Source organism: Pseudomonas sp. Pdm06 (assembly GCF_014851795.1).
Taxonomy (GTDB): domain Bacteria; phylum Pseudomonadota; class Gammaproteobacteria; order Pseudomonadales; family Pseudomonadaceae; genus Aquipseudomonas; species Aquipseudomonas fluorescens_AA.
In genome coordinates, this window is the sequence record NZ_JACVAH010000015.1 from 109,292 (window position 1) to 123,023 (window position 13,732).

General features: G+C 62.6%; 13 protein-coding genes. 6 read left to right on the forward strand and 7 right to left on the reverse strand.

Annotation, left to right across the window (positions count from 1 at the left end; all coding sequences use genetic code 11):
* Positions 1-7: 7 nt before the first annotated feature.
* From IB266_RS22845 to IB266_RS22855, 3 genes are all read left to right on the forward strand, one after another.
* Positions 8-169: a hypothetical protein gene (locus tag IB266_RS22845; protein WP_160320217.1), complete on the forward strand. Its 162-nt coding sequence runs from the start codon at positions 8-10 to the stop codon at positions 167-169.
* A gap of 9 nt (positions 170-178) precedes the next feature.
* Positions 179-2,077, forward strand: a complete 1,899-nt coding sequence (locus tag IB266_RS22850) for a cytochrome c/FTR1 family iron permease (protein ID WP_192262560.1) — start codon at positions 179-181, stop codon at positions 2,075-2,077.
* 109 nt (positions 2,078-2,186) lie between these two features.
* Positions 2,187-2,642: a YaiI/YqxD family protein gene (locus IB266_RS22855; RefSeq protein WP_192262562.1), complete on the forward strand. Its 456-nt coding sequence runs from the start codon at positions 2,187-2,189 to the stop codon at positions 2,640-2,642.
* A 123-nt stretch (positions 2,643-2,765) separates the two neighbouring features.
* Here the strand turns inward: IB266_RS22855 and elbB are convergent, their stop codons facing one another.
* Complete coding sequence (gene elbB, locus IB266_RS22860; RefSeq protein WP_192262564.1) at positions 2,766-3,434, reverse strand: isoprenoid biosynthesis glyoxalase ElbB; 669 nt, start codon at positions 3,432-3,434, stop codon at positions 2,766-2,768.
* A 123-nt stretch (positions 3,435-3,557) separates the two neighbouring features.
* Between elbB and IB266_RS22865 the strand changes: the two genes are divergently transcribed.
* Positions 3,558-4,793 (forward strand): sterol desaturase family protein, encoded by a 1,236-nt coding sequence (locus tag IB266_RS22865; protein WP_192262566.1) that lies wholly within the window; start codon positions 3,558-3,560, stop codon positions 4,791-4,793.
* On the opposite strand, the gene IB266_RS22870 is transcribed toward IB266_RS22865, so the two are convergent.
* Positions 4,774-5,397 (reverse strand): DedA family protein, encoded by a 624-nt coding sequence (locus IB266_RS22870; protein ID WP_072405987.1) that lies wholly within the window; start codon positions 5,395-5,397, stop codon positions 4,774-4,776. The genes IB266_RS22865 and IB266_RS22870 overlap by 20 nt on opposite strands.
* A 204-nt stretch (positions 5,398-5,601) precedes the next feature.
* Between IB266_RS22870 and hemB the strand changes: the two genes are divergently transcribed.
* Both hemB and ppk1 read left to right on the forward strand, forming a co-directional pair.
* On the forward strand, positions 5,602-6,615 hold the full coding sequence (gene hemB / locus IB266_RS22875; protein ID WP_072405986.1) for a porphobilinogen synthase: 1,014 nt from the start codon (positions 5,602-5,604) through the stop codon (positions 6,613-6,615).
* Positions 6,616-6,632: 17 nt separating this feature from the next.
* Complete coding sequence (ppk1, locus tag IB266_RS22880) at positions 6,633-8,849, forward strand: polyphosphate kinase 1 (protein ID WP_060740118.1); 2,217 nt, start codon at positions 6,633-6,635, stop codon at positions 8,847-8,849.
* Between the two features lie 78 nt (positions 8,850-8,927).
* Here ppk1 and ppx read toward each other — a convergent pair whose 3' ends face one another.
* The 5 genes from ppx to IB266_RS22905 form a co-directional block, all read right to left on the reverse strand.
* Entirely contained in the window at positions 8,928-10,430 is a 1,503-nt protein-coding gene (ppx, locus tag IB266_RS22885; protein ID WP_192262567.1) for an exopolyphosphatase, read from the reverse strand.
* 278 nt (positions 10,431-10,708) lie between these two features.
* Positions 10,709-11,443 carry an amino acid ABC transporter ATP-binding protein gene (locus IB266_RS22890; protein ID WP_192262569.1) on the reverse strand — a complete coding sequence of 245 codons (735 nt, stop codon included), beginning with the start codon at positions 11,441-11,443 and terminating at the stop codon, positions 10,709-10,711.
* Positions 11,430-12,080 carry an amino acid ABC transporter permease gene (locus IB266_RS22895; RefSeq protein WP_053126442.1) on the reverse strand — a complete coding sequence of 217 codons (651 nt, stop codon included), beginning with the start codon at positions 12,078-12,080 and terminating at the stop codon, positions 11,430-11,432. The genes IB266_RS22890 and IB266_RS22895 overlap by 14 nt, the downstream gene beginning before the upstream one ends.
* On the reverse strand, positions 12,077-12,745 hold the full coding sequence (locus tag IB266_RS22900; RefSeq protein WP_192262571.1) for an amino acid ABC transporter permease: 669 nt from the start codon (positions 12,743-12,745) through the stop codon (positions 12,077-12,079). Before IB266_RS22900 ends, IB266_RS22895 begins: the two co-directional genes overlap by 4 nt.
* Positions 12,746-12,766: 21 nt before the next feature.
* Positions 12,767-13,552, reverse strand: a complete 786-nt coding sequence (locus IB266_RS22905; protein ID WP_060740122.1) for a transporter substrate-binding domain-containing protein — start codon at positions 13,550-13,552, stop codon at positions 12,767-12,769.
* Positions 13,553-13,732 lie beyond the last annotated feature (180 nt).

Here is a 13,732-nt window from a genome sequence, read left to right on the forward strand (position 1 = left end):
TATAAACATGGCGCTTGGCTATGTAATGGCTTTTCAATTCCTAAATGCTGTTTTTGTGACATCACCTCCAAAGCATGAAAATCCGATGAAAATCGGCTCCCAAGCCACATCCGCCCTTGAGCCGAAGCCATTGGAAGTGAACAATGTGTTACTTCTTATTACCAACTGAGAGTCATTCATGACTGCGCCGTACCGTTTCCTGGCCTGGCTTGTACTGCCATTGCTTGCTTTGTGCAGCACTGCGCTGCAGGCCGACACCCTCGAGAGTGCCCCCCAGGCGCTGCATTTACTGGATTACATCGGGGCGGATTACCCGGCGACGGTCGAGGCGGGCAAGGTCATCGACGAGGCGGAGTACCGCGAGCAGTTGGAATTTACCCAGGCGCTGGAAGGGTTGGTCGCCGGGTTGCCGGCCAAGCCGGAAAAGACTGAGCTGGTCCAGGGCGTCGGTACCTTGCGCACGGCGATCACCCAGCGCCAGGACGGCGGCGATGTTGCGCGCCTGGCGCGGCAACTGGGGGCCAAGCTGGCGGTAGCGTATGAAGTCAGCCAGGCACCGGTCATCACGCCCGACCCCACCCGTGGCGCGCCGCTGTATGCGCAGAATTGCTCGGTGTGCCACGGCGCCAACGGTGCCGGCGACGGTCCTGCCGGTGTTGGCCTGGAACCGCCGCCCGCCAACTTGCGCGACGCCCAGCGCCTGGATCGCCTGAGTCTCTACGCAATCTATAACACCCTCGGCATGGGCATCGAAGGCACCGACATGCCGGCCTTCGCCGATCAGCTCGACGACCGTCAGCGCTGGGACCTGGCAACCTATATCGCCAGCTTCAGCGCCGACCCGGCCGCGGCCAAAAGCGAACAGGTCTTCAATCTCGCTGACCTGGCGCGCCAGACCCCGGCCGAAGTGCTCGCCGCGCAAGGCCCCGCAGCGGCGGCGACATTCCGTGCCCAGCGCGCCCAGCCGCCGCAGGTGCAACGTGGCCCGGCGCAGTTGCTCGACTACACGGCCGCCACCCTGGATAAAAGCATCGCGGCGTATCGCGCCGGTGACCACGACCAAGCCTATGACCTGTCGGTAGCGGCTTACCTGGAAGGTTTCGAGCTGGTGGAAAGCTCGCTGGACAACGTCGATGCCAACGTGCGCAAGGACACCGAAAAGGCCCTGATGGCCTACCGTCAGTCGTTGCAGGACGGTTTGCCGGTGGAGCAGGCCGTACAGCGCCTGGACGCGGCCAAGGCCAAGCTGAAGGAGTCCGCCGGCCTGCTGGGTGGCGATGGCTTGAGCTGGTCGCTGAGCTACATCTCCGGGTTGCTGATCCTGCTGCGTGAAGGGTTGGAGGCGATCCTGGTGCTGGCGGCGATCCTGGCGTTCCTGCGCAACACCGGTCAGCAGTCGGCGGTGCGCAGCGTCAACGTCGGTTGGGGCCTGGCGCTGCTGGCCGGCCTGGCGACCTGGGGGCTGGCGGCGTATGTGATCGACGTCAGCGGCGCCCAGCGCGAGCTGCTCGAAGGCGCGACGGCGTTGTTCGCCAGTGTGATGGTGCTGTGGCTGGGTGTCTGGATGCACGACCGTCGTCACGCGGCGGCCTGGCAGGATTACATCAAGAGCAGCTTGGTGGGCGGCGGTGGTCGGTTTGGTTTTGCGATCCTGGCGTTCTTCTCGGTCTATCGCGAACTGTTCGAAGTGATCCTGTTCTACGAAACCCTGTGGTTGCAAGCGGGTCCTGCCGGGCATGACGCAGTGCTGGCCGGCGGCGCGACGGCGCTGGTGTTGCTGGTGGGGCTGGCCTGGGTGATCCTGCGCGGCTCGGCGAAACTGCCGCTGGCGCTGTTCTTCAGCATCAACGCCGCGTTGCTGTGCGCACTGTCGGTGGTGTTTGCCGGCCATGGCGTGAAGGCGTTGCAGGAAGCCGGGATCTTCGGCACCCACCCGGTGGCGTTCTTCGACTTCGACTGGCTGGGCATTCATGCCGATGCCTATTCGCTGGCCGCTCAAGTGGTGGCGATCCTGGCGATCGTGGTGCTGTATGGGCGCAGTTGGGTGGCGGAGAAGCGTCGGGTCCAGGTTTCCTGATAAACATTCGCTGCGCTCATAGTCGCGGGCAAGCCTTGCTCCCACAGGTAATTGCTGGCTGTGGGAGCAAGGCTTGCCCGCGATGCTCTTATTTGGAGGAAACAACACAATGCGCGTATGGATCGACGCCGATGCCTGCCCCAAGGCGGCGAAGGAACTGGTGGTCAAGTTCGCCCTGAAGCGCCGGTTCGAGGTGGTGCTGGTGGCCGGTCAACCGCAGATCAAGCCGGCCCTGGCCTGTGTGAAATTGATCGTGGTGCCCAGCGGCCCCGACGCGGCGGACGACTACCTGGTGGAACACGCCGTGCCGGGTGAGTTGGTGATCTGCAGCGACGTGCCCCTGGCCGACCGGTTGGTGAAGAAGGGTGTCGCGGCCCTGGACCCGCGAGGCAAGGAGTTCGATGCGCAAAATATGGGCGAGCGACTGGCGGTGCGAAACCTGTTCACCGACTTGCGCGAACAGGGCCATATGGGCGGCGGCCCGGCGGCGTACAGCGAGCGGGACAAGCAGGGGTTTGCCAATGCTTTGGACCGGATATTGACGCGCTTGGCCCGAGCCTCTTAAATCTTGCCTGGAGCCCCTTGTGGGAGCGGGCTTGCTCGCGAAGGCGGTGTGTCAGCCGACAGAGATGCCAACTGAACCGACGCCTTCGCGAGCAAGCCCGCTCCCACAAGGATGGCGCTGGTGTCAGGCGTCATTCTCGTGCGTCAGCTCCAGCACCCGGTCCACTAGCTTGTTGATGCCTGAGGCCGCTTCGCTGATGTTCTGGGCCAGCATGTAGGCCGGGGTGCTGACCAATTTGCGCGCGCGGTCTTCGACGATGTCGGTGACTGCGCAGTCTTCGTGAGTGCCACCCATTTTGCCCACGGCTGCCGCCGTGTCCGGGTCGTTGCCGATGGTGCACGTCACCCCCGGGCCATAGATTTTGGCCGCCAGGGCCGGGGAGATGCAGATCAGCCCGACCGGTTTACCCGCCTCGGCAAAGGCCTCGGTCAAGGCCAGGACCTCTGGCTGGACGGTGCAGCCGGCGCCTTCGACGGCAAAGTTGGAGAGGTTTTTCGCCGAGCCAAAACCACCGGGTACGATCAAGGCGTCGAAATCCTCGGCCCTGGCTTCACGCAAATCCTTTACGTTGCCCCGGGCGATCCGCGCCGACTCCACCAACACGTTGCGGCTCTCGGGCATTTCCTCGCCGGTCAGGTGATTGATCACATGCAACTGGGCAATGTTGGGGGCGAAGCACTGGACCTGCGCCCCGCGCTGGTCGAGACGCAGCAAGGTGATCACGCTTTCGTGGATCTCGGCGCCGTCATAGACGCCACAGCCGGAAAGGATCACTGCAATTTTTTTGCTCATGGGCTTTTCTCCAGATTCATGGCGTTAAATGTCTACTAATTTGTCACTCGTTGCCATAGGGGGATCGGGCAGCTACACCTAATCTGCCGACTATCTCCTTGCCTCGCGTGCCTGGGTTGCGTCATGAACTTCATCCTGTATGCCGTGCCGTTCTTCTTCGTGCTGATCGCCGTCGAGTTGCTGGCCGATCGCTGGCGGGGTGTGAGCCACTACCGCGTGGCGGACGCGATCAACAGCTTGAGCACCGGCGTGCTGTCGACCACCACGGGGCTGTTGACCAAAGGCGTGGGGCTGCTGACCTATGCCTTTGCGCTGAAACACCTGGCCGTTATCGAACTGCCTGCCGACCGGGTCTGGACCTGGGTGTTCGCGTTCGTGCTCTACGACCTCTGTTACTACTGGCTGCACCGCATGGGCCATGAGCGCAACATCCTCTGGGCCGCCCATTCGGTTCACCACCAAAGCGAGGACTACAACCTGTCCACCGCGTTGCGCCAGACCAGCACCGGGTTCCTGTTGAGCTGGGTCTTCTACGTCCCGCTCGCCGTGCTGGGCGTGCCGCTGGTGGTCTTCGTCAGCGTCGCGGCGTTGAATCTGCTGTACCAGTTCTGGGTCCACACCCAGCACATTCCCAAGCTCGGCTGGCTGGAGTGGTGCTTCGTGACGCCGTCCAATCATCGTGCCCACCATGCACAGAACCCTCTCTACATGGATCGCAACTACGGCGGGGTGTTCATTATTTGGGACCGTCTATTTGGCACCTTCCAAGAAGAAGACGATAACGAACCGGTGATTTTTGGCGTGACCACGCCGCTGGCGAGTTGGAATCCGTTGTGGGCCAACCTGCAGTTCTATGCACAGCTGTGGGCCGATGCGCGGCGGACCGGGCGCTGGTGGGACAAGCTGCGGATCTGGTTCATGCCCACCGGCTGGCGTCCGGCGGACGTCGCGGCCCAGTACCCGCTGAACAAGCCGGACCTGAGCCAGTTCCGCAAATTCACCGTGCCGCTGGACCCGCGCCAGCAGTGGTACGTGGGGCTGCAGTTCTGCGTCTACATTGCCTTGGGCAGTTATTTGATGAACCTTGAAAGCAGCCTGCCGGTCGCCGCCCTGGTGCTGGGGTGGGGCGCGGTGGCGTTCGGTCTGTTCGTGTTGGGCGTGGCCCTGGAGAATCGCCCGTGGGCGCTGAAACTGGAGCTGTTGCGGCTGGCCTCGAACCTGCCGCTGGTGTGGCTGGCGCCCTTGGCCGGGTTGTGGCCGGCCAGCGCTGTGGCCTGGGTCGGGCTGCTCAGCTACAGCCTGCTCAGTGGCATCGGGCTGTATTGCTGCCGCAGCCGGTTTACTCGGTTGGCGTCGTAGGTGCGTCGGACCTGGCTTGTTCCAGGCGTTCGGCTTCGAGGACTTTCCTGGCCAGCCGCGCATTCTTGATGCGTCGGCGCAACCACAGGACCAGGCCCAGCACCAGCAACGCGCCGAGTACCCACAGCTCATATTTCTTGATGCTGCCCAACATGCCTTCCAGCACGGCGCCGAAGTGGTACGCGGCAGCGGCCAGGGCCGTGGCCCAGATCGCCGCACCGATGCCGTTGAGCAACAGGTAGCGGCCCGGCGGGTAGCCTGACAGGCCGATCGCTACCGGCATCACCGTGCGCAGGCCATAGACGAAGCGGAAGCTCAGCACCCAGATGTCTGGATGCCGGCGGATGTGCTCCAGCGCGCGATCTCCCATCAACTGCCAACGCGGCTTGCGCGCCAGGAGCTTGCGGCCGTGCTTGCGTCCCAGGAAATACCACAGCTGATCGCCCGCGTAGCTGCCGCAGAAAGCCACGACCACTACCAGGTTGATGTCCATATAGCCACGGAACGCCAGGAAACCTGCGAGCACGAGGATGGTTTCGCCTTCGAAGAACGTGCCGATAAACAAGGCCAAGTAGCCGAAGTCATGCAGAAATTGTTGGAGCATTGTCTGGGTGCTGGCGAAATGAACGCGCAGCCTAACCCTTCAGGCACATTCAGGAAAGTATCGAAATGTGTCTCGACGTGAACAATTCCTACAGAAGACAATGACTGCGACTACCGGTCGCGCCTTAGCACAACTGTCACACGTTCGTCATAATGTCCGCTTATAACTGTCACGCTCGCCCGTCTGCGGGCTCAGGAGTCTGCCGTGAGCTTTACCCCCGCCAATCGTCTGTTCCCTGCTACCCGCCTGCGTCGCAATCGCCGTGATGAGTTCTCTCGTCGGCTGGTGCGTGAAAACGTGCTGACCACCGATGACCTGATCCTGCCGGTATTCGTGCTGGACGGTGAGAACCGTCGCGAAGCGGTGGCGTCGATGCCCGGGGTGGAACGCCTGACCATCGACCTGCTGCTCGAAGAAGCCGCCCATTGGGTCGAGCTGGGCATTCCGGCGCTGGCCCTGTTCCCGGTCACGCCACCGGCGCTCAAGTCCCTGGACGCCGCCGAAGCCTGGAACCCGGAGGGCATCGCCCAACGTGCGACGCGTGCCCTGCGTGCGCGTTTCCCGGAGCTGGGGGTGATCACCGACGTGGCGCTGGACCCGTTCACCACCCACGGGCAGGACGGTATCCTCGATGAAGAGGGCTACGTGCAGAACGACATTACCGTCGATGCACTGGTCAGGCAGGCGCTGTCCCACGCCGAGGCCGGTGCCCAGGTGGTGGCCCCCTCGGACATGATGGACGGGCGCATCCAGGCGATCCGCGAAGCCCTCGAGGTGGCCGGTCACGTCAACGTGCGGATCATGGCCTATTCGGCCAAGTACGCCAGCGCCTATTACGGCCCGTTCCGCGATGCGGTCGGCTCGGCCCTGAACCTGGGCAAGGCCAACAAGGCCTCTTATCAGATGGACCCGGCCAACAGTCAGGAAGCCTTGCACGAAGTGGCGGCTGACTTGTCAGAGGGTGCAGACATGGTCATGGTCAAGCCTGGCATGCCCTACCTCGACATTCTTTGCCGGGTCAAAGACGAATTCAAGGTGCCGACCTTTGTTTATCAGGTCAGCGGCGAGTACGCCATGCACATGGCCGCGATCCAGAACGGTTGGTTGGGCGAAGGGGTGATTCTGGAGTCCTTGACCGCTTTCAAACGCGCAGGTGCCGATGGCATCCTGACTTACTTTGCCGTGCGCGCCGCCCAATTGTTACGAGAGCAGAAATAGCCTCCCAGGAACTTGCGATGAATACCGAAGGACTCTCCGAAGTTGCCGTAAAAGACGCTCAACCCGTGGTCGAGCAAGTTGCCGAAACACCGCCGGAGCTGGAGCCCGCTCCCCCGGCCGTCATCGAGCCCGCCCCGGCGCCGGCGATTGCCATTCCGAACCTGGATGACAGCAGCCTGTACATCCATCGCGAGCTGTCGCAACTGCAGTTCAACATCCGCGTGCTGGAGCAGGCGCTGGACGAGTCCTATCCGCTGTTGGAACGGCTGAAATTCCTGCTGATCTTTTCCAGCAACCTGGATGAGTTCTTCGAAATCCGCGTGGCCGGCCTGAAGAAGCAGATCACCTTCGCCCGTGAACAGGCGGGTGCCGACGGCTTGCAACCGCACCAGGCCCTGGCCCGCATCAGCGAGCTGGTCCACGGCCATGTGGACCGGCAATACGCGATCCTCAACGACATCCTGTTGCCGGAGCTGGAAAAGCACCAGGTGCGCTTCATCCGCCGGCGCTACTGGAACACCAAGATCAAGACCTGGGTGCGCCGCTATTTCCGCGACGAGATCGCGCCGATCATCACGCCGATCGGTCTCGATCCGACGCACCCGTTCCCGCTGCTGGTCAACAAGAGCCTGAACTTCATCGTTGAACTGGAAGGGATCGACGCCTTCGGTCGCGATTCCGGCCTGGCGATCATTCCAGCGCCGCGCCTGTTGCCGCGCATCATCCGTGTGCCGGAAGATGTCGGTGGCCCCGGCGACAACTATGTGTTCCTGTCGTCGATGATCCACGCCCACGCCGATGACTTGTTCCAGGGCATGAAGGTGAAGGGTTGCTACCAGTTCCGCCTGACGCGTAACGCCGACCTGTCGGTGGACACCGAGGACGTCGAAGACCTGGCCCGCGCCCTGCGCGGCGAGTTGTTCTCCCGTCGCTACGGCGATGCGGTGCGCCTGGAGGTGGCCGACACCTGCCCGAAACACCTGTCCGACTACTTGCTCAAGCAGTTCAACCTGCACGAGACCGAGCTGTATCAGGTCAACGGTCCGGTCAACCTGACCCGACTGTTCAGCATTACCGGCCTGGACAGCCACCCGGAACTGCAATACCTGCCGTTCACGCCGCAGATCCCGAAACTGCTGCAAAACAGCGAGAACATTTTCAGCGTGATCAGCAAGCAGGACATCCTGCTGTTGCACCCGTTCGAGTCGTTCACGCCGGTGGTCGACCTGCTGCGCCAGGCCGCCAAGGACCCTCATGTCCTGGCGGTGCGCCAGACCCTGTACCGCAGCGGCGCCAATTCGGAAATCGTCGATGCCCTGGTGGACGCGGCGCGAAACGGCAAGGAAGTCACGGCGGTGATCGAATTGCGCGCCCGTTTCGACGAAGAATCCAACCTGCAACTGGCCAGCCGCCTGCAAGCGGCCGGCGCGGTGGTGATCTATGGCGTGGTCGGCTTCAAGACGCACGCCAAGATGATGCTCATCCTGCGCCGCGAGGCCGGTGAGATCGTGCGTTACGCCCACTTGGGCACCGGCAACTACCACGCCGCCAACGCCCGCCTGTACACCGACTACAGCCTGCTGACCTCCGACGATGCCTTGTGCGAAGACGTCGGCAAGCTGTTCAGCCAGTTGATCGGCATGGGCAAGACCCTGCGCATGAAGAAACTGCTGCACGCGCCGTTCACCTTGAAAAAGGGCATGCTCGACATGATCGCCCGGGAGACGCAGTTCGCCCTGGACGGCAAGCCGGCCCACATCATTGCCAAGTTCAACTCGCTGACCGATCCGAAGATCATCCGTGCGTTGTACAAGGCCAGCCAGTCGGGCGTGCGCATCGACCTGGTGGTGCGGGGCATGTGCTGCCTGCGGCCGGGCATCCCGGGGGTGTCCCACAACATCCATGTACGCTCGATCATCGGGCGGTTCCTGGAGCATACCCGGGTGTTCTACTTCCTCAACGGCGGGGAGGAGCAGATGTTCCTGTCCAGCGCCGACTGGATGGAGCGCAACCTCGACAAGCGGGTCGAGACCTGCTTCCCGGTGGAAGGCAAGAAGCTGATCCTGCGGGTCAAGAAGGAATTGGAAAGCTACCTCACCGACAACACCCATAGCTGGAGCCTGCAGTCGGATGGCCGTTACATCCGCAACACGCCGACCGGCAACCAGAACCCGCGCAGCGCCCAGGCGACGTTGCTGGAGCGCTTGAGCAGCCCGGTGTTGGCGGTTCGTTAAAAAACAGGGGAGGCAGGCTTGGTTTGTGTGGCGAGGGAGCTTGCTCCCTCGCCACAGAGATCTGTGTTGTGGCGGGGCTCAGTGAATGTTCAGCACAATCCCGACCCGGGTCAGCCACTCGGCTTCCTGGGCGAAGTCGGCCTGGGTCAGCTGGTTTTCTTCCAGCCATCCGTCGGGGAACATCACGTCCAGTTGATCGCCGTCGGCATGCAGGGCGACCTGGGGCATTTCCTGGGTGCCACGGATGTGGTGGAACAGGATCGCAAAGCGCAGCAGCACGCACAGGCGAATCAGCTTGATGCCGTCATCGCCGAACTCGGCGAATTTATCCTTGGGAATGTTGCGCCGATGGCCGCGCACCAATAGCGCGAGCATCTGCTGGTCTTCCCGGGAGAAGCCCGCCAGGTCCGAGTGCTCGATCAGGTAGGCGCCATGCTTGTGGTAGTGATAGTGGGCAATGTCCAGGCCCACTTCATGGACCTTGGCGGCCCAGCCCAGCAGTTCGCGCCAGACCCCGTCGTTCAAGTCCCAGTCATCGGCCACCTGGTCGAAGGCATGCAGTGCCTTGCGTTCGACTCGTGCGGCCTGCTCCAGGTCGACGTGATAACGCTCCATGAGCGAGCCCAGGGTGCGCTCACGCACGTCTTCGTGATGATGACGCCCCAACAGGTCGTAGAGCACGCCTTCGCGCAGAGCGCCCTCGCAGTGGTCCATGCGTTGCAGTTCGAGGGCGTCGAAAATCGCTTCGAGGATCGCCAGGCCCGCCGGGAAAATCGCCCGGCGGTCGGGCTTGATGCCTTCGAAATCGATCTTGTCCGCTTCACCGAGCTTGAACACCCTGCGCTTGAGCCAGGCCAGGCCCTCGGCGTTGACCTCGCCAGTACCGTGGCCGCCAGCCTTGAGCGCCAGGCCGATGGCGCGAATGGTCCCGGAGGAGCCGATGGCTTCGTCCCAGGTCAGGCGGTGCAGGGCGTGTTCGATGCTCATGATTTCCAGGCGCGCCGCAGTGTAGGCCTGGGCGTAGCGGGCCGGGGTGATCTTGCCGTCGCGGAAATAACGCTGGGTGTAGCTGACGCAGCCCATCTGCAGGCTTTCGCGCAACAGCGGTTCGAAGCGCTGGCCGATGATGAATTCGGTACTGCCACCACCGATGTCCGCCACCAGGCGCTTGCCCGGGGTGTCGGCCAGGGTGTGGGAGACGCCAAGGTAGATCAGGCGGGCTTCTTCACGGCCGGAGATGACTTCCACCGGATGGCCGAGGATCTCTTCGGCGCGACGGATGAATTCGCCACGGTTGCGCGCCTCGCGCAGGGCGTTGGTGCCGACGATCCGCACCGCGCCCAGGGGCATACCGTTGATCAGTTGGGCAAACCGCTTGAGGCAATCGAGCCCGCGCTGGATGGATTCTTCGCTGAGCTTGCGTTCTTCGTCGATGCCGGCGGCCAGTTGGACCTTCTCGCCGAGCCGCTCAAGAATGCGGATTTCCCCGTTCTGGGCCTTGGCGACGACCATGTGGAAGCTGTTGGAGCCCAGGTCGATGGCGGCGATCAGGGACAGATTCTTGGCTTGGGATTGCGGCATGGTCAAAAAGTCTCGGTCGATAACCTCGCCATCCTGCCACGATCGACCGCTTACGCCAACGCACCTGAACCAAACCCTTGAGCCAGAGCAGTTCCCGTGGCGAGGGAGCTTGCTCCCGCTGGGCCCGTAGGAGCTGCCGAGCGAAGCGAGGCTGCGATCTTTCCCCAGACGCTTGAGTCTCAAGCGGAAGTTCAAAAGATCGCAGCCTTCGGCAGCTCCTACAGTGCAGCCGAGCGGGAGCAAGCTCCCTCGCCACAAGAGCTCTTTGGCCGCGAGCATCAGGCCGGCTCGACGGTCCCGATGAAATTCGCCAGCTCCGCGGTCTGCGGATCGGCGAACAGCACCTTGGGGTCGCCCACCTCATGCACCTTGCCCTGGTGCATGAACACCAGTTTGTCGCCCACTTCCCGGGCGAAACGCATTTCGTGGGTGACCATGATCAGGGTCATGCCTTCCTTGGCCAGTTGCCGCACCACGCTGAGCACTTCATTGACCAGTTCCGGGTCCAGGGCCGAGGTGATTTCGTCGCACAGCAGCACTTTCGGCGACATCGCCAGCGCGCGGGCAATCGCCACCCGTTGCTGCTGGCCGCCGGACAGCCGGTCGGGGAAGGCATCGAATTTCTCCCCAAGCCCGACCCGCTCCAGCATCTGCCGCGCCAGCTCGGCCGCCTTGGCCTTGGGCACTTTTTGAACAACTTGCGGCGCGAGCATCACGTTCTCGCCCACCGTCAGGTGCGGGAACAGGTTGAATTGCTGGAACACCATTCCGACTTTCTGCCGCAGGCTGCGCAGGTCGGCGCGGGCGGCATCGAGGTATTCGCCGTCGACTTCGATCACGCCGTCGTTGATCGACTCCAGGCCATTGAGGGTGCGCAGCAAGGTGGATTTGCCCGAGCCGCTACGGCCGATGATCGCCACCACCTGGCCTTCCTCGACGGTCAGGTCGATGCCTTTGAGCACGTGATGATCGCCGTAGTATTTATGCAGGGCGGTAATTCTAAGCAGAGGCATGCAGTCTCCTTTCCAGGTAGCGCGCACTGAGGGACAAGGGGTAGCAGAGCAGGAAGTAACCGAGGGCGACCAGGCCATAGACCATGAACGGCTCGAACGTGGCGTTGGCGAGCATGCCGCCGGTCTTGGTCAGTTCGGTAAAGCCAATGATCGAAGTCACGGCTGTGCCTTTGACCACCTGCACGGAAAAGCCCACGGTCGGCGCCACGGCGATGCGCAGGGCCTGGGGCAGGATCACGTAGCGCAACTGCTCCAGCGGGTTGAGGGCCAGGCTCGCCGAGGCTTCCCACTGGCCGTTGGAAATCGAGTCGACACAACCGCGCCAGATCTCCGCCAGGTAGGCACTGGTAAACAGCGTCAGGGCAATGGCCGCCGCCATCCACGGAGAAATCTCTACTCCGGCCAGGGCCACGCCGAAGAACACCAGGAACAGTTGCATCAACAGCGGCGTGCCCTGGAACAGCTCGATGTAGGTGCGGGCGATGTTGCGGGGCAGGGCGCTTTTGGAGATGCGCAGCACCATCACCAGCAGGCCGATTACGCCGCCGCCGATAAACGCCACCAGCGACAGCGCCAGGGTCCATTGCAGGCCGGTGAGCAGGTTGCGCACCACGTCCCAGAAAGTGAAATCGCTCATTGGCCGCTCCTGGCAATGTAGCGGCGCCCCACCCAGTTCAGGAACTGGCGGATCAGCAGCGCCATGCACAAATAGATCAGCGTGGTCAGTGCGTAGGTTTCAAAGGCGCGGAAGTTGCGCGACTGAATGAAGTTGGCGGCAAAGCTCAACTCTTCGGTGGCGATCTGCGAACAGACCGCCGAGCCGAGCATCACGATGATGATCTGGCTGCTCAGGGCCGGCCAGACCTTGCCCAATGCCGGCAGCAGCACCACGTGGCGGAAGGCCTCGAAGCGGCTCATGGCCAGGGCCGCAGCCGCTTCCAATTGCCCCCGAGGGATCGCCTGGATACCGGCGCGGATGATCTCGGTGGAGTAGGCGCCGAGGTTGATCACCATCGCCAGCACCGCCGCCTGCCATTCGGAAATCTGCAGGCCCAGGGACGGCAAGCCGAAGAAGATGAAAAACAACTGCACCAGGAACGGTGTGTTGCGGATCAATTCCACGTACACACCGAAGATCGCCGCGAACGGACGAATGTTCCACGCCCGCACCACGGCCCCGACGATGCCCAGGCCGACCCCGAGCAACGTACCGATGGCCGTCAGTTCCAGGGTGAACAGCGCACCGCGCAGCAGCAGATCGGTGTTTTGCACCACCGGCAGAAAATCGAACTGATAAGCCATGCTCAGCCTCTCAAGCGACGGTCAGAGATCGGCCGGCAGCGGCTGCTTGAGCCAGGTCTGGGAATTCTTCTCCAGGCTGCCATCGGTCTTGGCGGTGGCCAGGATCTGGTTGACCTTGTCCAGCAGCGCCGGCTCGTTCTTGTTCACGCCCACGTACACCGGCGAGTCCTTGAGTTTCACCTTCAGCGCCGGAACACGCTTGGGGTTGCGTTCGCTGATGGCGACCATCACCACGTTGCCGCTGGCGATCAGGTCCACCTGGCCGGCCAGGTAGGCGGCGATGGTCGAGTTGTTGTCTTCGAAGCGCTTGATGGTGGTGCCTTCGGGGGCGACCTTGGTCAGCTCGATGTCTTCGATGGCGCCACGGGTGACGCTGATGGTCTTGCCCTTGAGGTCGTCCAGGGTGCTGATGGCGGCATCAGGCGGGCCGAACACGGCCAGGTAGAACGGCGCATAGGCACTGGAGAAGTCGATGACTTTTTCCCGTTCCGGGTTCTTGCCCAGGCTGGAAATCACCAGGTCGACCTTGCCAGTGGTCAGGAAGGGGATGCGGTTGGTGCTGTTGACCGGCGTCAGTTCAAGCTTGACCTTGAGCTGGTCGGCCAGCAATTTTGCGGTGTCGATATCCAGGCCGCGGGGTTTCATGTCCGGGCCGACCGAACCGAATGGCGGGAAGTCCTGGGGCACGGCGACCTTGAGGGTGCCACGCTTGACCACGTCTTCCAGGCCATCGGCGTGGGCGGGCAACTGACAAAGCATCAGGCTGGCAAACAGGGCTGTGAGCAGGACACTGCAACGCTGAATCATGGCGAATCTCCGCAATCGGTGATGTGATTTCTGCGTTCGGACAGAGCACAGGCCATGCCAAGGCGACTTTTAATTGGCCAAAGCCACGGTTTTGCTGGTGGGCAGCGGTCTTACTGGTCTGAACAGTTGCATCGTGTTTCGCACCGTTATCGGGCGTCGGCATTTGTCGCCGAACCCTGC